Source organism: Pedobacter aquatilis, assembly GCF_030409415.1.
GTDB lineage: Bacteria > Bacteroidota > Bacteroidia > Sphingobacteriales > Sphingobacteriaceae > Pedobacter > Pedobacter aquatilis.
On sequence record NZ_JAUFPW010000012.1, the window covers coordinates 324,051 to 348,093 of the forward strand.

Genomic DNA, 24,043 nt, shown 5'->3' on the forward strand with positions numbered 1-24,043 from the left:
CCATGGCGAAAAAGGTGAGGCATGTATTGGGGATTTCCGGCGGGAAAGATAGCGCGGCATTGGCGATATACATGAAGGATAACTATCCTGAACTGGATATCGAATACTACACGGCCGATACGGGGAAGGAGTTAAAGGAAACCTACCAGTTGATCAATAACCTGGAAGTTTACCTGGGAAAAAAAATCATCAAACTTAGGGCTTTCGATAAAAGCCCTGAGGCTCCCTTCGACCATAAACTCAAAAGCTTGGGCGGTTTTTTGCCCAATACGCTCAACCGCTGGTGCACCAAAAGCTTAAAGCTTGACGTATTTGAAAAATTTGTAGGCACCGACCCTGTTATATCCTATGTTGGTATCCGCGGGGACGAATTGCGTGAGGGTTATATCTCCACAAAAGAAACCATACAATCCATTTTTCCGTTTCGCCAGAACATCTGGAGTGAGGAGATTATCAAATTCGTCTTAGACAACAAAAAAATCACGGCCCTTGAAAACTTGGCCAAAGCGCATATCAAAGGGGATAAATTAGATCGGTTTATCGAAATCCTGCGCTTTCCGGTAAGTGAACTCTACACCAGGGAAGCTAAACTCAAGCAATTGCTTGAATTAAGCACCAAGGATTTTAACGCCGTGGCATATGCCTTGTTGAAATTATCCAGCTATCCCGTAGCACTTGAAAGCCATTTTCCACTGATCGAAAACGAAGAAATCCTCAAGCTCGATGATATCTTTGCCTTGCTGACCAAATCCGGGGTAGGTATTCCAGCCTATTACAAGGATATCGAATTTGAAGTAAACGGCCAGCGCGCCACATACAATAGAAGCCGTTCAGGCTGCTACTTCTGTTTCTTCCAGCAAAAGATCGAGTGGATCTGGCTTTATGAACAGCACCCTGAACTTTTCGCTGAAGCCATGGAATATGAAAGATCGGATTTCAAATGGAATATGGAGGAATCCCTTGCTGAACTGATTCGGCCAGAAAGGGTAGAGGCAATCAAACTGGATTACATCAAACGCAAGCATCGCACCGAAAAAAACAAAAAAAGCCCGAAACTCAGGGATATCCTCGGTTCAGCGGATGATGTGGATCTGGCCTGTGCAAGCTGTTTCATTTAGCTTGCCAGGAACAGCTTTATGAATCTATCTTTTTGTTGGCCAAACGGTATTCGGAAATTTCCTGGAAGGGGATATTTTTGTAATTGGCCAGGACCGAGGCAAAAGATCGGATCATCAGCCTTTCCAGCTCCAGACGTTGAAGCCTGGAAATCCACGGCGGCAGGCAGTCTATCCTGAAATGGTCCCAGTCCGGGATGTCCGCCCTAGGGGTCATAATCCTTTTGGTACTTTCGGATTCGCCAATATACAATAGCTTGCTTGTGGTATCGATCAAATAATAAATGATGTTGGTGTGTTCCAGAATTGATCCCAGTTCTGTTTTTGGACGCCAGTCTTGCTTGATGAACTTAAAGTCACCCTTTCCCAACAGCCTGTTTTCCATGTCGCGCAAAAGATGTGAATTGGTAAACTGTTTAAAAAGCTCCGGGAACATCGGCTTCTGGGTGTAATGGGCATAGCAGTGGAAAGTCTTTGTTTTTTTATCAAATTCCAAATCTAAAAATTCCCAAAAGGGGATGTCTTGCTCCACGTCGCTAGAATAACCGCCGGCATTTTTGCGCAGTTTTTTTTCCAGTGTACGCATATAGCTCATCACAAAAATATCTTTCAGCGCTGCCGCAAAGTCTTTGGTGAAAAATAGCTTATAGTCAGTGTCATTTCCATATTTGGCTGTACAGAGTACAAAGCCGGGAAATTCCCGGCCATTGAATGATAGGCTTACACTGGCTACCGGATTTCTTTTGGAAGAATTTTCGCCAAATACTTTTGCCAAGTCCCACATTTCCTCCACCCAGCCCGGTATAGGTGTATCCAGCTTGGTAAAAAGCGAAGTATCCACTTTCTTGCGCCAAAGGGGAAACCTGACTTTAGATCTTTCGGTCCTCATCTATTCTTCCTCATCCTTCACCAGTTCCCAGAATGCCCTATCCTTGATTTTGACTGGTTCCCCACTTCCAAAATAGACCATCGAGTGGTGAATCTCCAGCTCCTTGATCTCTCCAGCCAGTTCATCCCTGTCTTTTTTGTTTGGCAATTTGAATATCGTTGCTATCTCCTTATCCTTAATTTCACTTACCTTGTGCATGATCCAGGTTAGAATATAACTTGAATACTCATTCTCCGCCGTGGTAAAATGGTTCAAGAACTGGGTGGAGAGAATTGTACCCACACCGTACTCACGGCCCTCTTTTAGGATTTTTCTCAGGGACTCAAAATTCTTGCTCATAAAATTATCTGCCTCATCCACCAGGATCATCTTATTGATCTGCCTTAAACTGCCGTCAATTTCGCTAGATCCTGCAATTTGCATTTGCGCATAAAATTGGTCCAGGGTAATCGCCACGATCAAGTTCTGGATTTCAGCACTGTTTTTCTCCAGATTGATGATCGTTACCCCGTCGATCAAATCAAAAAGTGGCTTGGTCTTCCTTGGATTAGGCTCAAAAAATTCAAAATCATAAAGTTTTTTCAGTGCAGCAAACAAACTGTCCTTCGCCACTTTATCCCGGTCCATGTAAATCTCCACCATATCCTTCATCGTTGGTGCAGGTTTATCCCAGGTATTAGGATCTCCTTTAAGAATTCCAGCGTTGGTATAAGCTTCCATGATGGCCTCAGAAAGGGCCAAGTCCTGCTTATTTCCCAAACCAAATGCTTTTTTGATAGTATCCTGGAAAGTACTTGCGGTGTGAAGCGGAAGCAATTTCTTTGGATGCTTACCAACCGATAACGAAAAAGGGTTAAATGGCAATTGGTGCAAATCATAGACTTTCGCGCCAGTTGCCTGAACGAAATCTTCCTTTACATAGTCCCCCTTATAATCGAAAATTAAAATCCCAATTTTCTTTCCGCCAACATTATCATCACTATTGCGAATCAGCTGGGTAATCAGCGATTTGGTGAACTGTGTCTTTCCCGTACCCATCGTACCGATTATACCGGTATTGGTATGGGAAACCTTATTGGCACTTGTTGGAAACCATTCCACCAAATCGCCGTCCAAAGTTCGGTTACCAAAAACCACGCTCAAGGGTTTTTTAACAGTCACAGGTTCAGAATCTGGTATCTCATCTATACTTTCATGACTTAACTCCAGGGCCATAAGCGCAGGGTTTTCCTCCAGATTTTCTTCATTCACTAAAATTTCTGCAAGCGATCCTAGATCTTGGCCGTCCTCATCTTCCGCTGATATGACAACCTGTTGAGGTTCTTCCCGATGGCTTTCCTGATAATCTTCAACCAAATTATAGAAAACTGGTTTTTCGTACCTGATTGCCAAGGTTCCATCTTCATTATCGGCAAAAGCTGAACGATCCTGGTAGCGTTCTTTGAGCTTGTCAATACTTAATAACAGGTCATTAAGCCCGTCTGCCTCATAAAGGGAAATGTTGAGCTGGGCGCCATCCAATTGAATCGACCGGCTAGCCGTGCTATTTTTCCTGAATGAAATAACCCCATAAACTCCAATATAATCCCTTAAGCTGCCGATGACAAAGTCATCATTGAGCATTTTGCCGCGCCACTTTTCAATCTCTTCCCATTTCGACCTGTAACCTGGCCAGATATCATAAAGCGAGAGTTTTTGGGCAGCATTGATGGTCAACTTCGCAAAACTGTTTCGATACATCTTTCCTTTTAGGCCGGGCTGGGAGAGGGTCTCAATCAGTAAATTAAAGGTGTTTTTACCCTGTTTGCCCGCCTTTTCAATCACGCCCGTACTGGCGATACCGGTTTTAACCTCAATTGGATAAAAATATAGGTGTAACGCCCCATCGATCTCCTGCATCCCCACCATCAGCAGGTCGTCGGAGTGTTGGCCCTTCTGGTTTAAATTTGCAAGGGCAAAAATACCTACTTTGGTTTTCAGCTTGGAAGCTCCGGTTACCCTTAAGATTTCCTCCAGTGATAAGGCAACCCAGGTGACATCAGGGTGGTCAAGAATCGCGAAGGCCTCTTTCACTGCCGAAAGAATACTGATCTTTTCTTTATTGACATTATCCGTTTGACTTTGGGAGCCTAATTTTAATAGCCAGTAGCCATTCAGGGCATTGTAGATATTGATAATGGAGCGCTCACTACCGTCAATGTGCTCTACCTTATCTTTTAAGTACTGGTTCAATATCGTTTCGTAATGCTCGTATTTGGTGGTAATGGTTATCGAATCATAACTACTTGAATTGCTGAACTGATCCGCATAATGAATGATCGCTACCTCTGATCCCTTCTTAAAAAAATTAAGGTCCACTCCGGGATTGATGAAGGTTACCCACTGTGAGGCTTCATAAATCTTATTGAGGCTTTGTTTGACATTATTGTTGATCAGGGATGCGAAAACGTGGCCCGATTTATAAATATTAGAAGTTTGATGGATTTGGGCGAGGTAATTCAACTTCTTGACCAGTTCTACCAAAACGTTACCTGCATTATCCGGAAGATACTTAGTGCCAAAGCTCGTTTTATAATCACCGTGCAAATAAACCGATGGAACCTCTGCGCTAAGTCCATTTAGGGATAGGCCAGTAGGAACTTCCCCGCTGTTGTTGTCGGCACGGCTGATCTCATTCTCATTGAACTGATGAAAACTTAAATGGGCATAATCCAGTTCAACCCCCTCAATACCTTTTCGGCTTTTGATAAAGAACTGTGCTTTTTGATGGAATAGTTTAAGGAAATCCTCAATTTCCATCGTTCCTTTCAGGCTCTTTAAGTCAATCCCGAATTTTTCCTTAATGATGCCGGCATCATCAAACCGGGAGAACTGCTCAAAGCAGGTGAAAAACCCATCCGCACCATAGATATTGACCGCTAGGGGGTAGACTAAATTTGGATTTTTTGCAGCAGAAAGAAGCGATTTGGTCAGTGTCGAAAAATACTGCAAGAGCCCTTTCATCGCTTCGCGTCCATCACCGACATTGATCAGATTGATCCTGATCGGCGAGTCACTGTCTATAAAATAAAAAGAGAAATGTCCGATAAACTCCTGGATTTTGGTCGAGATCACCTCGGCAACATTTTTTCGGTTAACCGTTTGTCCCTGCACACTCGCATTAACAAAAAATAACCATTCAGGTGAATGCTCCTGGTCCGTAGCGATAAAAAAGTCCCGGTCCCCGCTGCCATTTTTGATAAAAGGCAACAAGCCATTTGCACTGACCATTTTAAGCATCTCCCGGTTATCGGCAGCAAGGAAAGGCTGGTCCAGGATTTTAGATGCCTCCAATTGATAACAAACCATTAAGGGGTGGAGCGGCGTAATTTTTAGCGACTTTAGTTTATCCAGCTCGCTCACAGTTCCCAGTTTAAGCAGCGAGCGGTAGACCGGATCAAGCGCCTCATTATCCCGCACCCGGTTTAGGTGCGCCAGATAAAGGTCGACATAGGTCTGGTAAATTGCCTTTAACTCCATACCGATATAAGCCGTACTCGGTAATACAGGCTTTCCCAGTAAAGCTTGGTTCCGGTAATAATCTATGATGAGCTGGTAGGCATTCGTTAAATCTTCCGGGAGATGTTCTTCCGATTCACTTAATACTCCACTCATCTCCTCCATGCAAACCGGGAAGCCGCAATCGATAAGCTGCTTCTCCAAAAATAGGCTGCCCCTGATTTCCCCTGTAGGGATATAGGAGATATTAGCTTGTTCGAGCACAATAGTATCTTCATTTTTAATGGTATAAAAGAAAGATTCACCAAGCTCATTTTTCTTGCGCCATAACTCTTTCCCCACAATTACAGGGCGTTTGATCTCACCAATCAAAAATGAAAAAGGCAACAAGGCATGGCCGAATCTCAGGTTGAAATCCAGGCGGCCACTTTCAATAGCCTCTGTGTTTTGGATACGCAGGCCCAGGGATTCCCCACTGGTCAATTTATAAGAACCACCTTGTTCCAGCTCAATAGTTTCCTCCTCTTCAGCCAATGGATTTAATTTGAGTTCCCCTTCATACGGAGCAATCAGTCTAAAGCTCTTGTCCTTGGCGATACTGACCTTATAGCTTGCTGATATAGGGCTTAAGATGCTTTCCTGAAAGGGAACCACCAGGATGTTAAATTTTATTTTGTTGGTTTTCTTGTCGATTTCCTCCTCATAAGCCAGCTCAAAAGCATAAAAGCGTTCCGGGTCGAACAGCGAAATCTCAACGGAGGCAGTCCTAGTTGCCGAGTCTGTACTTACCGTGAAACCCTCGGAGAAAAATTCGGCTTTGGGTGTCCGCTTGAATTTAAGGTTTAGCTGCAGGTTTTCCGCTTTATCCCTGTTGAAAACAATGAGACTAAACGTCTTGGATTTAGATTTGGAACCAGCTTTGGCCTCGTCGCGGTCCCAGATCTTAAGCGTCTCGGTACTAAGATGCTTATCATGAACCAAATATTCGTTATAGGCCGTATTTTGCCTGCCCTCGATTGAACTCTCAATCGCATCATAATTTGTTTTATCCCAAGTTTCCCTTTTGGCCAGGGCATTTTGGCCTTTGGCATCGAAATTCCGTTCCAGATAGCCTTTCAAGGTGCCCAGGTCATCTTGCTTGGATAACTCTTTGAAGATTTTGGCATTGCGGCGCACCCGGAGTTTCACATCCAGATTGGATAGGTTACTATCCTGGATCTCCTTATCGTAAAAGACGCCCAATTCAATATAATTTTCCCTCTTCAGGTTTTTTTGCAATAATATGCTCAAGTATTTTGACAGGTCAAACACATTGGAATTTTCGATCTCAAAGTCGCTGAACTCCAAGTTAAGCAGTTCGGTTAAAAAATATTTTTGGGTCTGATTAAATTCCGTTTGCTTTTTAAATTCATCAATGATATTGAGCGAAATCGTGGCATAGTTCAACGGCATACCCATCGCAGTTAAATCAATACCGCCCTTGTTAATACTATCTAAATCCGAATAATGGACAAATAACAGCGCACTATCCGATTCAAAGCCGGGAACCTTTTGAAAGTTGTTGCGCAGGCCGGTCAAAAAATCACCATCGCTGAATGTTGCAACGATTAGCTTAATGCCTTTGATCTCAATGTAATAGGTTGAATAATCGTGATACGAATATTCCCCAAGACGAATATTTTCGTCATCATAAAGGCCTACGGTCAATTTAAGATAGTTGTACAACGCAGCGACATTTCCCTTATTCTCAAATTTAATCTGATATTTTGTTCCGTTATTGATCTCGCCACCTATGAAGAAATCAAGTAGTCGTTGGGACAGGTAGAAATATATTTTATTTTCTAAGGTTTCCATAGGTCTTATTTATAAAGTCTTTTAACGAACTGGGCATCACCGCTGTCACTCTTTTTTTCCAATAGGTTGATCTTCTCAAAAAACGCAATAGCCTCTTTTTTTGAAATATTATCGAAAAGGATATCCCTTTTTTCCAGGTCATGCCATAACTGACTGATCAGAATTTTATCCTTTCCACTGGAAATGATCGAAAGTTCCGTGAAGAGCAATAATGTATCCTTATCGATCTTCAAGCTGCCGCTTAGTGATCCCCTTGTCTTAAAAAAGTTAGTCCTGGCGAACTCGGTAAAATAACTGCTGAATGAATTGTATGCCGGCCGGGTTGTGTTGTTCTCAAACTGAAATTTCATAAGCGAGAATAATTCATGAATGAGTTTGAATGGTGCTTTTTTGCCCTCAAACCATTCTGGGACACAGTAATTAGACTCGAAGTCTGCTATTAGAATTCTTTTATTAAAGTTTTCCTTATATTCATCAACAAACTTCGTAAGGGTACGAATTAATTCCGCATCATCCCGATCATTTAATTGAGCGATAATTGGTGTCAGGTCATCATAGATAAAACAACTGCTAAGGCCATACTTGGGGTCGATGTCTATCGTATTTAACATTTCGATACAATTTGAATGGGCAAATAACGCAGCAGTCGTGTTTTTAAGCAGATGCCAGCCATTTTCAATTGCCAGTCGGGATTTCGACAATTTCTCCCATTCCAGGGAATAAAACAGCTTAAGCGGTTTGGCATCTAAGTCGAAAAAATTATTCAGCCTGTCGGAGAGCCTGATAATGTAGATGAAGTAATAATATTGTAGAAGACTGCCTAGCTTGCTGGAGAATAATTTGTCACTTTTAGCCAGCGCCGACAGGTCAACCTTAAATAATGCCAACACGTCCTTGGCAACATGCCCTTGATAATAGTTTTCGTCTTCTTGAGTAACCTGCTCATCCTCAGAAAGGCTAGCTAACTGATCAAGCACCAAGCTATGCAAAACATTTGACTGGTCGTCCTGCGAAATTTTATCTTTCAGAATCTTAATCACTTCATGATCGATGAGCAAATTTGCAATGAAGGATTCGATCGTAATATTCTGTTGGCTGGTATTGTTGGCCGTCAAAAAGGGGAGTACCCTATGGCTAAACAATAGGATGCTGCCTTTATCATCAAAAAATAACGATGAAATAATATCGGCCAGTTTTTGAGGTTCTTCGCTCGATACAATTGCATTGACATCCTTTATCATCGTTGCTTTAGAAACAGCCTTGGATTGGCTGGTAGCTAGGCAATTCCGGCAAAAACGACCCGTCACTCCCCTGAAATTTTTTAAGTCCGGCAGAATTTTAGGCAGATTTTCAACCGTTGAGGTATATGGGAATAATCGAATGGTCTTTCCGCTACTGTGTGTAAAATCGTCCTTGAAAGCCGCCTTATATCGGCTTTGGTTTCTTGTAAATCCCATAACTATTTTTTAATAAATTGATAACCACTCCAATCCTTTTTAAGCTCGAATTTTTCATGGTAATTGCCATTGATTTCCTCAAAATACATTTGATTGCTATTCTTCGAGGCCGCAAGTGTAACCGTCTCCACGAATTTATGGAAGTCTACGTGGTCCTCCCGGTCAGATTGCGTAGGACAATAGCCTGTAATCACTTTACTGATCAAGAGGTAGAGGTTGAAATCAATGGTGAATTTTTTTTCCTCCTGCGAAACTTTGATTGTCAGGGGGAAAGAGGTGTTGAATTCCAACAGCCTGTTGTCCACTTTTTTTCCGGTCAAGGTATCTACTTCAGCGGAAAGTGTCAACTGCTGCGAAATCTTATAAACCAATTGGTGCTGGCCAATAGGCAGGTTGATATGGTCACTATCTGCCTGGCCGTTCCAATGTTGTATGGCCATGATTACCTCCTTATACAAAGGCACTAAATCCCTTTCGCTGGAAGTATGATAGGCAAAGAGGTATTGGCAATACTTTTCAAAGGTTTCCAGGTTATCCTTAAATTTATCGATTTGGTTAAGGTAAAACGCCCTGACAAATGTTTTTACCAGTGCCCTTCTTTGCTCCATGGTCTGGATCTGTTCAAAATTGCCGCTGAAAACCAATCCCTTTTCTTTAAGGAATCCCTCTTGGTCGCTAGCGGCATTCAACTTAAAGATATCTTCGTCCAAAACCTTGCTCCTGAGCTTCACCGGGTCAATCTTTGCCAGTGCAGTGAATATCGCTGAGCGTCCCTGGGAATTAAACAGTTTGGAATAAATCGAATTTTCGACCTGGAAGCTATATTTATGGTAATCCTTTTTGGATCTGATCTCCTGTTCGGAAAGTTGTTGGTAGGCGTAGGGAACGATCAGGTCCTTGATGAAATCCAGCAGGTCCCGAACCGATATGATGAGCTTGAATTTGACGATGATGTAAATGAGCGTTTTTATCAACCCAAACTGAAATTCTTCATTTTCAAGCTGTTTAAAATTATACCGCATGATGCAATCATTTTGGTAGGGGTGGTTCTGATAATATTCCCGCATGGCAATCCGGAAAGGATTTTCAGGATCTTTGCTGGTAATCCTGCCTAGTATATTCTTTATAAATTCAGACTCAGCGCCGCTTTTCGATAAAGTGAAGAGCTTAAAGTCCGCCAAATTGATAAATTGAAAGAAACTGTCTTCATGATAGAAATTCTCATAAGCCAGATTATCAAGTATGCCTTTTGTATTTACAAATTGCTCCAATTTTTTGAAGTTTTTTGTCTCGTTGAGAAACCTGGACAAAATCCCTAAGTTGACGGCCACAATGGCTACCCTGCCCTTCGTTGATCCTATGTTATCGTCATTAAAATCCGTTAGGAACAATTGCAGTTCCTGAACCCACGTGCGCGCAATTGAGTTGCTCTCCGTTGCATCATTGCGGACTGCGACTGAGGACATCTCCTGCGGAAATTTTTTAAACAATTTGGCCAGTAAATGCGATTTTCCGTCTCCGACATTCCCTGAAACCAAAATCAACCTGGGCTTGTTGCTCTGGATTGATGTTAATACAATATTTTCTAATAGTGCATCTGCTTCACGGTCAACATGCAAGTAATCCTTGAAGTCATCGATGCTGGCATGGTTGCCATCGATAACTGCTTCTTTTGAAGCGATACTTAACTTATCAAATATATATTTGAACATATAATCTAAAATTTCATTAAAAGATGATTTCCTCCCGACGCCTTATTTTTGCCGCGGCATAAATCTGCCCGTACCGAATGGATGAAGGCTTATATAAAATGGAAAAAGAGAGAGGGAGAGCGTGGTTCATGTTTAGTTTGGTTTATTCTTGGACGGATTCTGAGGGCATAAAGTCCTTGGGGCTACAATTAAACTCCTGCGCGATTTTGTTAAGCTGGTCAAAGGAATACATACTAGCGGAGCGAACACTTTCAATTTGTCCGATGTATCCATCCGTAACTTCCAGCACCATAGCGATATAGGGCTGAGATTTTTTATGCTGATTACGGATTCTCTTCACATTCTCCACAATGGCAAGCTCAAAGTTTGATTTCATTCCCATAGTAGTGCAAAAAGCATAAAATTTCAGTTTTTTGTTCTTAGTATGGACTAAGAATTGAAAAAAATGTTATAAGGTGCAGTCATACCCCAACCCTTGAAATTTAACAGAATTCTAACTAGCTGTATCCGCAAGCGGTAATCTTAACAACCAGGCATCTTTTACGCCCCAGATAGAGTCACCTCAAAATCTCTAAGCGAAATATTAAAAATACCAAAAACTAGGTATTGTGAGCCGTTTGTAAATGGCTATATTAGAGTTAGATATGTGATGATGTTCCCAGCGGCTTACCAAGGCTGCAAGCGGTGATTTAACCAAACAAACCAAACAAGCGCTCATGGATACCATTATTAAAACCGCCATTTCCGATCTTAGACATTTACATCGGGGCTCAGCTGCTTTCCGCAGGGTTAACCAGCACTTAAAGGCAGTTTTTACCCAAATTTAGGCAGACAACTCACGTGTTCGATAATGCTGCTATAGATGTTAGCCTAGGGCTGATATTTATATTTTTGCTGTACAGTTTATTGGCAACTATTCTGCAAGAAATGGTTTCACAATGGTTTTCTCTTCGTAGCAGAAACCTGATGAAAACCATCAGGGGGATGTTGGACGGTAAAAAACCAAGGAATTCCTTTTCGTTGGTAAACATACCCTGGGATTGGTTAACCGGACTTAGTCATTATTTTAGTCCGATGTCCGAAGGCTCGTTGATGAAAGCTTTTTACGACGACCCTTTGATCAACACTCTCGGCGAAAACCGAAGCAACGCACGTCCTTCCTACATAAGTCCCAAGGATTTTTCACAAGTAATGATTAATATATTAAGGGGAGAGGGCTTTGATCATACAGCAAATCCGATGAATAGAATTCGAGAAAATCTAGTTAACGGAAAAATGGGCAGTGTAGTCCTTTCGCCAAGTACAATTAAGTATCTCAAACAGCTCTATATCAACTCAAACGGCGATATTAATAAATTTCAGATTTTCTTGGAGACTTGGTTCAATTCTGTTATGGATCGGAGCATCGGATGGTATAAGAAACAGACACAAAAAATCCTTTTCTGTCTCGGTTTCGCTTTGGCTGTCATATTCAATATCGATTCGATTGCAATCAGTAAAATTCTGATCAACAGCAAAACAGCTCGCGAGCAGTTAGCAGATTTTGCCACCTCCAGGGCTTCGGTGTATGGGGGAATGGTAGAAGGTAACGTTGCTAGCCAGCAAGAAGAAAATGCTTCGAAAAATGATACCATAACCCAAAAGGAAATTATGGCACTTAAAACAGATGCCAAAGCGGTAAACCTCATACTAGGCCTAGGTTACGATTTTGATAAGGTCAAAAACAGTTGCAAGCAAGGCATCCTTGATACCCTTGCTAAGTTTTCCAAAGCAAAAAAATTAGATCAGAGAACAATTCAAATGCTCCAGAAACAGTCGTCGGGGTGTTCCATCATAGTTCAATTGCCGCAAGAAAGTAAACCAATGATTAGATTTTTGGGATGGCTCATAACAGGACTGGCCATCTCGCTCGGCGCAGCATTCTGGTTTGACTTACTCAATAAGTTCATCAACCTGAGGGCAGCAGGAGTGAAAGAGGCGGCTTCGAATCCACCGTCAAATCCTTCGGAGGAAATTATATCTAGAGTAGGATGAAAGTAACCGTTTGCAAATACCTCAACGCCCGTAAAAGCGCACAGATAGCTGCTGAATGTCCCTTATACAGAAAGCCGGGCGATACCTTGGAAATCTCTCATGTTTTGACAGGCACCATGATTGAAGGTAACGCGATCTGGTATCGATGTTCCGAAGATGGCAATTTCTACTGGAGCGGCGGAATCATGCAGACAGTGGAATTGCTCCAGCCAGCGATTCCGGTATCATCGTTTACTCAGGAACAGCAATTGGACATTTACATTACTGCGGCAAACGAACTTAGTGCGGATTTTGCAGCCAGGGGAGGTAAGGGATTTAAAGGACTTGCAGTTGGCTATAAAAGTCTGAATGAGATTTTCACAGATGAACTTTCCCTTGTTTTTTATGTGTCAGAAAAAGACGATAATACAATGTGGCCGATCCCGGAAAAAATCAACCACCGGGGTATTGCACTGACCACCGACGTAAGGAAAATGCGGGATATCATATTGCATGAAGCAACCGATGCCATAGAGGCGGACGAGGGACCGAATTACACGATGGGCGGTAGCCTTTCAGAGATGATTGGTGGGGTTGCCCAAGGCTTTGGCTCGCGGGCAAGCTTGGTGACAAGGCGCGATAAATATGGTGAACAACTCTTACTGCTTGCCTGCTTCCACGTGGCCTGTAACGCGCTATTTAAAAGCGGGATATTTACGCTAGATAATCAAAATCGCAAGGTGAGCTTTCCATCCCCCTTGAGGACAAAGCAAGAGGTTTCCAGCTTGCTGAGTGGAACTGTTGTGGAGGGTGGTTACGGTCCTGGTTATGATTATGCATTGATAGATATAGGACAGGCGAAACTTTCAAATAGACTACCTGACAAAGTAAATTTCGCGGGGTATTATACAATGCAAGAGCTAAAGACCAAATTCAATAAAGATAAAGTGCTAAGAAAATACGGTGCCAAGACACTGGATTCGGTAGGAACTTTTAGAACATTGCATACCACCGGGCGGGACCTAGGTAAAGGCATTGTGATGTCGGGCTTAATTGAAACAAGTTGCATGTCAGACAAAGGTGATTCCGGTGCCCCTGTAATTGACCCCGAAAATAATTTTCTAGTGGGTTATATTATCGCAGGCATAACCAAGGGAAAGGAAATTGAAAGGTGCTCTTTTATTCTGCCCTTCGCCGCGCTTGAATTTAAATTTTCCATAAAACCCCATACATAAAAATGAATAACGCTAAAGCCAAATCTAAAATCATCTTTTTTCTGATACTAGCACTTTTTCTGGGTGCGTTAAACGCAGACGCTCAGAAAGCTGCCACCATAAATCTCAACTGGGGAGAGGCAACTGCCCCTGTAAAGCGTGAGGTTTCAGAAAACCAGCCAGTCAACATTAAGTTTGATAAATTAACTTCTATCAGTGAACGTAAACAATTTTTGGATAAAAGTACTCTTCAAATAACGGACAAGGCTAGTAATGTCAAGTCTATAACGTTGAAAGGAAAAACTGGGGTTTTGGAGTCTACTAACTCATTTTCGTTAACGGATCTTACTGGCAAGCTTTCAGCAGGCGATCAAGTTTCTTTTACCGTAAACTATGGAAATGTAACTCCTTTTTTGATTGCTATAACCGTCAAGGAAGAAAAGGCAGAGTCAATAACTAATGCAATGTCTACTGCGCAAGTCGACTCAAAGATCGGCCAGGTTCGAGCTGATTTTGAAGGCAAAATTTCTAGAACTAATGCGAACTTAAATGACTTGTCACAGCGTGTTGGCGCTATCGGGAACCTACCATTAACCAATAAAGAAAAAAAACAGCAGGCTAAACTGTTGGCGGCGATGCGAGCAGACAGATTAAATAATGCAGATTATCAAGACTGCCCGGCCTGCGAAGATAGGGACGGGGATCTGATCTACGATTTCAAATGTAAACTCTTAGTCCAGGCAAGACTTGTTGTCGGAAATGAGGGAAAGGGACAAATCGACTACTATGTAGTAAATGATCTCAGGGACATAAAAGCCAAAGACCGCCGTTTACTGCGTTTCAAAATCGCTGGGATAAACAGGTATTTATATGATGTAGAGGTTACAGTGGATGATATTACCTTTAAATCAGACACACCGGCATTGTGGAGCAGCTATTTTGGCGGGACAGGTAATTTGGCGGGGGTCCTTGCCGATAAACTCAAAACAGTAGATGAACATCAAGTTGGTGGAGAAGATGAAAATGAGGATCCAAGTGGTTTGATCAACGAACTTCAAATATTTGAGGACGATTATAATAAATTGTTAGAATATCAGCTTAAAGCTTACCTGTTATGTCCAACGGCAAAATGTTGCGGCGAAGCCCTGCCTACTGAGGATTTCAGTTACTACTCCAAACAGCTTACCAATATAAACTATAAATTACTTCAGCTGGAACTCACAACCCTTAAAGGAGTTCCTGGTGGTGTAGAACTCAATGAAAAAATTACCGCCAAACAGGCTACCTATGATAAAATGGAAACGGCATGTGCGCTGACAGACAAGATTGAGGTATTGACAAAAGATATTTCAAAATTAAAGGAATCAGAAAAGGATAAAATCGACAGTCTCAATAAAATTTTGACGCCGCTCAAAACTGAGCTCAGCAAGCTTGGACTCGCCTGTGATAAAGCCGCTAAGACAAAACTTTCTGAAGAGCTGCTTACGCTAAGAAATTCACTGCCCTTTAGACAGGCAATGGATAAAGTGAGGGGGGCGTTACCAACGATAGATGACCTAAGAAAACTTTACCTATTTGATAAAAATATTGCCAGAGAAAACTTCTTCTACCGCTTACCACCGATTTATCCTGAAGGCGAAAAATTAGCGTTGACGATTGATATCAATGCTAGGGATACCGACATTGCAACCAAAATGGGCTTCCTGCCGACCTATCACGATAAATTTAATTTGAATTTTTCTATTAGGAGCAAAACAACCTTTAGCTTTTCTTCCGGACCATTCGTGAATGTGTTTGCAAACAACAGCTTAAAATCTTATGACTGGATAAGCGTTCCTTCTTCCGGCAATTTAGTGGATGCTAATGCCAGTTATAGGTTGGTCGAAAATGGAAGCCCAGCCGTTCCCTATGGCCTTGGTGCTTTCGCTAACGTTGGGCGCCGGTTTGGTGGCGACTTCGGATTATCTCTTACTTTCGGGGTTGGCGCCTCTATAGAAGAAAAACCACTGCCTACCTTTATGCTCGGGCTGACGCCGTCCTTTGGAATAGATAACCGCATACTCATATCTTTCGGGATTGCCGCGTCTCAGTCACGTACAGTAAAAAGCGAGCTTTATGGCAGCAATTTATATGCTACCCAGCCTACTTTGGAATATAGAAAACAATTTCGTCCAGGTGCCTTTATATCTCTTTCGTACGCAATATTAAAGTCTGAAACGAACAAAAAATCATCCTCAAAATCAAAACAATAGACAATGGATCTGAAACATTACATTATACTGATCATCCTGGCTACAACTTTTGGTAGTTGCAAGAAAGATTTACCAGCGAGGATTGACCTAACTGGAGTTGCGAAAATTCAATCTATTTTGGTTCCAAATGAACCACCTAAGGTATTACCTGATCAAAAAATTGAACTAAATGATCTCAGTACGGGAAGTAAGTTTAATTTGTTAACAGATAAATTAGGGGTTTTCAGTTTTCCTGGACTTGAGGGTAGTGAGCAGTACAAATTGAGCTATCGGCAAGAATTTACTGATGCAAACCAATACAGGGCAGTTTACACAGGGGAACAGACTTTTACGGGTAGTTCCGCCGACCTCAATAGTTACACATTCATGGCCAATTTGGATACCAAAAATATGAAAGGGGTATTACTTAAAGTTACAGACAAGGGCTCCGGGGCTATTTCTGGGGCAAAGGTGATCTTTTATTCAAGTGAAGAACTGGCAAAATTAGACTCCGACCTTGTGGGATATGGGTCAATATGTACACTTACCTCGAACAACATAGGCTTGTCACTAGCCATGCAATTACCTCAAAAAGTCTATATTAAGGCAATGTTCAAAAGTGAAGACGGCAAAGTAAAACTGGTGAGTGAATTGCAGACGGTGACGGTCGACACTTTTAAGGAAATTTCAATCGTAATCAAATAATAATAGAAAAGATTTATAAGTAAACGTTTACTGTTAAGTTGTCTAATACACAACCTTGTAGAGAAGCTGCACAAATATCCTTGGTTGCGCTTACAGCAGTTCGGATTTAAAATAGGATTGCAGAGAAATAATTCGGTAGCCGTTTTAACCCAAAATCCCCTGTTGTAGCGCATGAGCGATCAATGCAGCAGTATTCAAGCATGAATGTCGTATTTCGATATTGCTGAGATGTGTAAGAGTAGTAACGATGCTCAGATGTAACTTCTTTTTTATTGGTAAACTGTTTAATCCTTAAGCATTAGTTGAAGGATTTCTAGTTCCCTTTTCGAATAGTGGGCTTCCAAGAATCGCTTTTACCAAAATAGACTCTGATATTCTTGAGTTGCTTATTTTCATATTTTGCCGAAATATGCAAATCCCTTGTTCATTCTAGTGAATTCTTTTTTTCCAAATCTGTTCTTTGAGCTTCCGCTCCAGTATCGATCAAGGGTTAATGCCACTGTGTTTCTTCATTGCTAAATCGATACGTAAAGAAAACAGATTCGTTTGCGTAAATTTAGTCACTGGAAAGTTCTTTGTGTCCTTCTCCGTTGCTGCAATCAATGCCGTGATTTTTCTCATACATTTATTATTTATATTTAAACATCCACTTCTTCAAGCCTATCCAAAAAAAGCATTAAGCAAAAATAAGCTCAGTCACCTATCATGAAGCGTCGAGCCCAGCGCCCTGCACTTATCAGCTTTAAACCACCTGGATATAATTTACATCATAGGCATAGCCATTTCCAAAAATATCCCGGATATTGGTGTTTTTAAGCAACCAGGTTTGTTAGTCTTCAGGGGAGCGGAGGCACCCACTTCATCAGACTGCTATGGCCAGTTTTGGCAAGAATTGAGAAAAAAGCAACGCCGAGCGAAAATAGTTGTCTATTGATAAAATAATTAAGAACATGTTAAAACCTGCCTGTATTTTCTTTTTCCTGTCAGTGATGTTCTTCAGCGGTCTAAGCGCAAACTGCCAGCAATATGCACCTTTCATCAGCGCCCTAAGGGATACCGCCAGCTTTAAGATCCTGCCGCCTTATACGAACGAAAGACCTCGCGGAAGTATTACGCATTCAGAGGCGGCCGAAGACATTGCCATGCTGAAATACATCATCGATAATGCCTTCGCCGGAAAAGACTATTGGCAGAGCAGGGGAGTAAAGTTTGATGCGCTATACGCCTCACTGTGAAAATTGGGCACAGGGAACCATCAGGTACCAACCGCAGAGATGGAAGAGACCATCTACCGCTGTTTTTCGCTGGTGAATGACGCCCACACCCATATCGTTGGATTTAAAGACCGGGAAATGGTCGAAAACCTAAGGCCTTACTATGCTCAGGTACTATTGGAAAAAAAGGGTAAAAGGTATCTAGTGGTGCAGTCTGCATCACCATCGCTCAGGGTGGGAAGCTGGTATCTGGGCCCGGAAAACCAGCTTTTTAGGACACTTTCCAAAAACAGCACCGCCCAGTACCTGCTTGGGCGGCAGTCCACAGCCCCCTGAAGTCCTTATCCTTCAGGTTCAACACCGGCATAAAAGCGCTTCCCCTGCATCCTTCAAGGATCGGGGAGATCCGTTACCGCTCCCAGCAGGGCGTATTTTCCCTGGATACTTCCGGCAAGGTGCCAGTCGTCCGGAGTTCCTCGTTTTCCTATTCAAGCGATCAGGATCAGCTCAGACGGTTCATTTCCAGCGCGGCGCTTGTCCGGGACAAGCCGGCATTTATCTGGAATATCATGGACAACAGGGGTGGGGACGGGTACTTTCCTTCCAGCTTCATTAAGGGCTTTAACGGAAGTTCGCACGAGCGGGCGACTACCCTCACCCTTTATTCCCCGGTGATCAACCAGTGCTACTGGCCGCAGCGGAACGGCTGGATCAAATGGGACGAAAAATCCATGAAGGGATTAAGGGACGATGCTTACCCGCTCGACAGCATTCCCCAGAGCAAGCGTGCAAAGATCAAGCGCATACGCGAAGACAAGACCAAGGTCCGCACGGCGCCCTTAAAAACCTGGGAGGTTGAGGCTGAGCAGCCCATGGAAACCAACAGCTATCCCGGTCAGACGATCCTGCTGGTTAACCACCTCACCAACTCGGCGGCCAACAACGCGGTGGCGATGGTCAAAACCCTGAAAAACGGCATCATAATCGGAGACAATACGGGCTCTGCTTATACCTTCGCGAACGTGAAGTACTATGCGCTCAAAAATTCCAAAATCAAATTATGGCTGCCAAGCGTACTGCTGATCAATCCGGACAATAAAATGGAACGCGGGTTTGAGCCCGATTACTGGCTGGACAGTGCAGATCCGGAAAGCGAGGTCAAAAAATGGCTTGAAAATCCAACCACCTATCAGTTTCAGATTCGATAGCGAGCAAGAAGTTATTTCGGATTGCAGGCATTGCTGAAAAATTTAAAAAGAGAAACACAACATTTAAATAAATTTCATTCGATTTAAAGTTTAACTACTAAGTAAGAAGAACTAAATCACTACTAGAGTAAATGAACTTCCCCAGTAGTGATTATAGATAAAATCAATAGTATACCTGATCAGCCAGGTCAGGCGACTGATTCGATTTTGGAATGCTGCGATCGAAAGTGATCATTTTGTCTCTTAGCAGGCCTAACCGCGTCAAATCGGTTAAAAAGTTTTCAGAAATAAGTATGTCATTTGACCCGTAACGGGGCAAGAGATTTTTAATAATCTTTTGCCCCTTTTTTTTGTCTTCTAATTTCTTGTTTATCAGGTAAATACGCTCGAACGTCTCGCTCAATAAAGCGGTTCGATGTTTTAGGGTTTCAAAATCGAATTTTTCAGGGAACATCGAACCAATCAGCCTTCTCTTATCATTAATCGCAGATTCCTTGAAAATCGGGAACAATCTGGTAAGCGTAAAAATGGCATCATCAAGGATTGGTTCTAGCTGTGCAATGGTGTATTTCTTTTTGCTAATTTCATCTAGTTTTGCTTCTGTCCTGACGATATTCTCTTCACACTCCAACTTCAATGTTTTATAATCGTTGCCATCAATGTCTCCAAGCAACAGTAATTCTCTTGCCCAGGTTAGCTTATTGTTGCTCTCGGTAAGCTGTTTGACCAATTGTGACTTATACTCCTTGTTCTCAAAGGTATCACTTGCATATTCATCCAAGATGACCATTTTGAATAGCTCCTCAGTCTTTACATTCAGGCTATGATCATTTAAAAAATGCGTAAACTCTTTATTGACCACTTCGGCTTTGTGCCTGCAACCACATTTAGAAGAGCAGTGATAATAATAATACTCAGTCCTTCCTTTTGAAGCGCTACCGCAAAGCGTGCGTTCGCACCTACTAGAAAGCATAAAGCCTTTCAAAGGAAGTTTTTCGTCAGAAAAAATCTTCGTTTTTATTGTTCTTTTCTTGCCGTCAAGTATATCCTGTAAATTGAAAAATAAAGAGCTAGAAATAATGGGTTCGTGCAGACCTTTTACCAACCGAGCCTCCTCGTCTTTATATTTTGGCACAAAGATGTCCCCGCAGTAAATCGGGTTTCTGATGCACCTGAGAAAATTATTTTTACTACAGACCAGGCCATTCTCCACTGCCTTATTGAATATCTGTTCGCTAGAGTATTTCCCCTTGGCGATTTCTTTGAATGCCCATTCCATCAATTGAGCCTGCTCACCATCGGGGGCGATATACTTTCTGCCGTTTTCCGAGGTGAGATTGACATAGCCTACAGGAGCGAGTCCAGGTCAACTACCTTCCTTTCTTGCCCTTCGCATGCCGTAAAAAGTGTTGAGCCCTCTTCTGTCGTTCTCGATTTTGGGAGCAGTTAGGTAAATAGCAAGCATCATTTTATTTTCAGGCACAGACATGTCGAGAGGCTGTTCGATGGCTTGAGATTCAACGCTAAATGATTTAAGCTTACTGATCATATTGTAGGCATCAGGAGCGTTACGGCTGAACCTGTCCGATTTGGTGAATAGCACCAAGCCGGTTTTGTTCTTTTGTTTACGGAGCATGGTAAGGTGCTTTTGCCATGCGGGTCTTTGGAACGTTTTTGCTGAGTGGTCTTCGTAAATTACCTTCCTTACGGTGATGTGTGCGGCTAGGCAGTATTTCTGTAATCGTTCCTCCTGGTCACGTTGAGAGTAGCCCTTGTCGGCCTGTTCATCGGTGCTCACCCGTATGTATAAATCGGCTATTTTCATCTCTTAAAGTTTTGATCGACAATCAATTTAGCTAAAAAATACATCAATTCCAGTACTTCTGCCCCATCATTTTTTTCTATATTTATGCCATTCTTCACTAAAGGTTATAGACGTAAAAAAATAAGCTATCACAATGCCAAACTTAGAGGGATTAGGTTTACAGAATTTCAGGACTTTCACTAGCAAGGAAGAGCTTGAATTTGCGCCCATTACATTGATCACGGGTACGAATAATGCAGGGAAAAGCACTGTTTTCAGGGCGATCCAGTTCCTGGTCCATAATTTTAAGGACGGGATTGTTTCAGAGTCCCTGGATTTCAAAACGATGCGCCATGAGCTCGGAAACCTCGAGCGTATCGTGAACCGCGTTTCCATGACTGCTTTTAAAAATTCGGATACCCCAAACCAGAGCATGCGGTCTAGGCTTTCTGACCTTCATAAAAAAAATGACGGAAATCCCATCGGACTGCCAATTTTTGAAGCGGAGGAGGATCTGGTGTTTGCCTTTCCGATCAAATTCGGAAATAGCCGGGAGATCAGTGCGAGCCTGGAGGTCAGGTACGGATTGATCCGCTCGGTACATAGTAGTGGGGTTCAGGGGGAGGTATCGGTTTCCCATGACATAAAAAGTGTTGCTGTTGTAAAGGATGGGGAATACCTGCACTGGACGAATATTATCGGGCTTAGACCGAATCATGAGGAAGCGGATGACTGGGAAATGTTTACCAGCCTGGACCTGAAGAAAATCATCCAACTGATCAGGGAGACTCCACTGGAGGCCGAAAATAAGTTTGAACCAAATGAAAAAACTGATGACTATTTTACCGTTGACCTGTTTAGCAGAATTAAAAAATATAAGAAAGCCTTTTTTGACCTTCCGTTCTTTAAAACCAAAAATGATGGCTACGAGAGCTTTACAGAAGAATTTATCGAAGGAAAAAGTTTGTTCTCCGATTATTCAGGACTGACAGCGGATGAAAAATCAAAACTATCGGAAATAGAACAAACGGTCCTGACCGAACTTTTTCAGGGGAAGGACAATAGCCAGTACAAGATCTTGGAGTGTTTCAGGCATAATTTTTCCAATCCCATGGACGGGATGGAAAAAGACATTGTGATTGCAGAACTAAAGGATAAGGTGCCTGATGAAGAACAGCAAGCACAGGAAACCGGTGTGGAAAAAACCTTGCGTGAGCGTTTTAAACCAACCCTGTTCCCCTCCACGCCCAATAGCAAACTTTTTGAAAGTCTGCTGGGCGCATTAGAAAAGGATCTTTTAGCTACCGTTCAGCAAAAAATGGATAGCTTAAATCACGTTTATTTCCTGCCGACCACAAGGGGCAGAAACCGGGAATGGTTCATTGACGAACAGAATACCGAGGATACCCAGATCGCAAGGGATTTCTCTGCCATCTATCTTGACCATCACGAGCAAATCCAGAAATTCGTCAACTTTTGGATCGGTAAGGGAGAGATCACGGATGAAAAGGGGGAAAAGAAACTCAAGGGCTTCAACATTGGAAAAGAGCTTTCGGTCTTTAGGGATGAGGCGATTGGTCTGACCAAAATTTTCTTGGTCAATTACGACGATACAAAAACTCCGCTGGTCGACTTGGGGTATGGGGTGTCCCAGCTGCTCCCGATCATCATGAAAATTGCGATCATCGCCCGGGAACATCAAATGACACATCAATATGATTGGAATGACCAGGAAGGATATCCTGAAAGTGAGGCCATTTATTTCAGCGCGTCAACCTTGCTGATAGAGGAACCGGAGGCTAACCTTCATCCCTCTTTACAGTCAAAAATGGCAGAACTGGTTATCGATGCGGCCTCCAGATTCAATATCCAGTTCCTTATGGAAACCCATAGCGAGTACCTGATCTATAAGTGCCAGGAATATATCGGCCGGAAGATAGTTGATCCGGGTGCGGTCAAGATGTATTATTTCAATAGTCCCGGTGATGTCAGGGATGGATTGAAGGATCGGTACATCAACCATGTCGAGATCGCCAGTGATGGAAGTATTGATTATGAAAGGTATTTCGGGAAGGGATTTTTTGATGAACAGAATAATATGAAAATGAGCTTGCTGAACATTCAGAGGGACAGGTTTGTTGAGGATTACCAGGCCGTAGAAGAAAAACTGAAAAGCGCTGACCAGGCCATTGCTGGTCATGACGCCAGGATAGCGGAACTTGATCAAGAGCTTTCAACGGCGACTTCGGGAATAACTGAACTGGAAGCGCAGCTCCATGAAGCTCAGAGAAAGAAAGCGCAAGATGAATTGGCATTTCAGGAACTGATCGCACAGCAGGACGAGATCATTAACGCATATACGGCCAATGCTGACTACTTGAATTATGTGGCTAAAATTGAAGCGATCATTGATAGCAGTAAAATTGACCATTCAAAAACCCTTAAATACCTGTCAACCGGTAAGCTGCTGTTGGCGAACCTGGATGATGCTGCTGATTTTGCACCTGTTGTTTTACAATATGGCCGGGCAGTTGAATTTGAGATGATCAAATGGGTGAATGGTTTCAAAAATTCCATTAGTCTTGCGGATAAAAACGCTTGGAGCGGAAATGCTAATTACCGCGATAAACTAAATGATATCTTCAACAATTTGGGTATTGCCAAACCAAGTCCCGATACGATTGGATTTGATTTGGGAATAGTTAGTGAAAGAATAATCAATTTTTATCACTTAAAGACTTTTACCAACAATGTCTCAACAGATTACAAATTTGGAGATTTAACCCAAATCTTTGAGTTATTCCATGATATCTCTCCGGCAAAAAATGCGGCTTACAATTATAGTTCGGTTCCCTTAATGGTAGCCTTTTCAGATTACCTAAAGGGAATCTGGAGGGATTATGATGCGGCAGAAGGATTGTTTTACACCAGCCGGAACATATTGGATTTGAGAAATTGTGCCGGACACACCTATAGCGGGAGTATTGATAAGCCCACGGCACAGCTTTACGCCACTAAGGTGGAAGCTATTTTTAGGTGTTTATAGTATTTTATGTAAATGCTATGATGAATTAATATTGTGTTGGTGTGATCTGCTTGTTGGTCCTGTTTTAAGGCTACTCGCTAATG

At 42.4% G+C, this 24,043-nt stretch carries 15 protein-coding genes; 9 read left to right on the plus strand and 6 right to left on the minus strand.

The genetic code is table 11. The features are described 5' to 3' along the window. Window positions 1–2 precede the first annotated feature (2 nt). On the plus strand, window positions 3–1,118 hold the full coding sequence (locus tag QWY86_RS05440; protein WP_290239572.1) for an adenine nucleotide alpha hydrolase family protein: 1,116 nt from the start codon (window positions 3–5) through the stop codon (window positions 1,116–1,118). A gap of 16 nt (window positions 1,119–1,134) precedes the next feature. Here QWY86_RS05440 and QWY86_RS05445 read toward each other — a convergent pair whose 3' ends face one another. From QWY86_RS05445 to dptF, 4 genes are read right to left on the minus strand one after another with little or no spacing between them, the layout of a single operon-like run. Continuing rightward, window positions 1,135–1,956, minus strand: coding sequence for a hypothetical protein (locus QWY86_RS05445; RefSeq protein WP_290239573.1), 822 nt, complete (start codon window positions 1,954–1,956; stop codon window positions 1,135–1,137). A 48-nt stretch (window positions 1,957–2,004) separates the two neighbouring features. Then, complete coding sequence (locus QWY86_RS05450; protein ID WP_290239575.1) at window positions 2,005–7,356, minus strand: helicase HerA domain-containing protein; 5,352 nt, start codon at window positions 7,354–7,356, stop codon at window positions 2,005–2,007. A 5-nt stretch (window positions 7,357–7,361) separates the two neighbouring features. Continuing rightward, window positions 7,362–8,813, minus strand: a complete 1,452-nt coding sequence (dptG, locus tag QWY86_RS05455) for a DNA phosphorothioation-dependent restriction protein DptG (protein ID WP_290239577.1) — start codon at window positions 8,811–8,813, stop codon at window positions 7,362–7,364. A 2-nt stretch (window positions 8,814–8,815) separates the two neighbouring features. Next, the gene (dptF, locus tag QWY86_RS05460; protein ID WP_290239579.1) at window positions 8,816–10,525 is read right to left on the minus strand and encodes a DNA phosphorothioation-dependent restriction protein DptF; all 1,710 of its coding nucleotides are present in this window, start codon (window positions 10,523–10,525) and stop codon (window positions 8,816–8,818) included. A gap of 966 nt (window positions 10,526–11,491) precedes the next feature. Here dptF and QWY86_RS05465 point away from each other — a divergent pair. From QWY86_RS05465 to QWY86_RS05495, 7 genes are all read left to right on the plus strand, one after another. Beyond that, the gene (locus QWY86_RS05465) at window positions 11,492–12,559 is read left to right on the plus strand and encodes a hypothetical protein (protein WP_290239581.1); all 1,068 of its coding nucleotides are present in this window, start codon (window positions 11,492–11,494) and stop codon (window positions 12,557–12,559) included. After that, window positions 12,556–13,773: a hypothetical protein gene (locus QWY86_RS05470; RefSeq protein WP_290239582.1), complete on the plus strand. Its 1,218-nt coding sequence runs from the start codon at window positions 12,556–12,558 to the stop codon at window positions 13,771–13,773. The genes QWY86_RS05465 and QWY86_RS05470 overlap by 4 nt, the downstream gene beginning before the upstream one ends. A gap of 2 nt (window positions 13,774–13,775) precedes the next feature. Continuing rightward, complete coding sequence (locus QWY86_RS05475; protein ID WP_290239584.1) at window positions 13,776–16,004, plus strand: hypothetical protein; 2,229 nt, start codon at window positions 13,776–13,778, stop codon at window positions 16,002–16,004. 3 nt (window positions 16,005–16,007) lie between these two features. Beyond that, window positions 16,008–16,688 (plus strand): hypothetical protein, encoded by a 681-nt coding sequence (locus tag QWY86_RS05480; RefSeq protein ID WP_290239585.1) that lies wholly within the window; start codon window positions 16,008–16,010, stop codon window positions 16,686–16,688. A 950-nt stretch (window positions 16,689–17,638) separates the two neighbouring features. Continuing rightward, the gene (locus QWY86_RS05485; protein WP_290239587.1) at window positions 17,639–17,923 is read left to right on the plus strand and encodes a hypothetical protein; all 285 of its coding nucleotides are present in this window, start codon (window positions 17,639–17,641) and stop codon (window positions 17,921–17,923) included. 39 nt (window positions 17,924–17,962) lie between these two features. After that, window positions 17,963–18,238, plus strand: a complete 276-nt coding sequence (locus QWY86_RS05490; RefSeq protein WP_290239589.1) for a hypothetical protein — start codon at window positions 17,963–17,965, stop codon at window positions 18,236–18,238. Window positions 18,239–18,471: 233 nt separating this feature from the next. Then, window positions 18,472–19,110, plus strand: a complete 639-nt coding sequence (locus QWY86_RS05495; protein WP_290239591.1) for a S41 family peptidase — start codon at window positions 18,472–18,474, stop codon at window positions 19,108–19,110. Window positions 19,111–19,273: 163 nt separating this feature from the next. On the opposite strand, the gene QWY86_RS05500 is transcribed toward QWY86_RS05495, so the two are convergent. Both QWY86_RS05500 and QWY86_RS05505 read right to left on the minus strand, forming a co-directional pair. Further along, on the minus strand, window positions 19,274–20,392 hold the full coding sequence (locus QWY86_RS05500) for a recombinase family protein (RefSeq protein ID WP_290239592.1): 1,119 nt from the start codon (window positions 20,390–20,392) through the stop codon (window positions 19,274–19,276). A gap of 84 nt (window positions 20,393–20,476) precedes the next feature. Beyond that, window positions 20,477–20,935, minus strand: a complete 459-nt coding sequence (locus tag QWY86_RS05505; RefSeq protein ID WP_290239594.1) for a recombinase family protein — start codon at window positions 20,933–20,935, stop codon at window positions 20,477–20,479. A gap of 133 nt (window positions 20,936–21,068) precedes the next feature. Between QWY86_RS05505 and QWY86_RS05510 the strand changes: the two genes are divergently transcribed. Next, entirely contained in the window at window positions 21,069–23,960 is a 2,892-nt protein-coding gene (locus tag QWY86_RS05510) for an AAA family ATPase (RefSeq protein ID WP_290239596.1), read from the plus strand. Window positions 23,961–24,043: the final 83 nt, after the last annotated feature.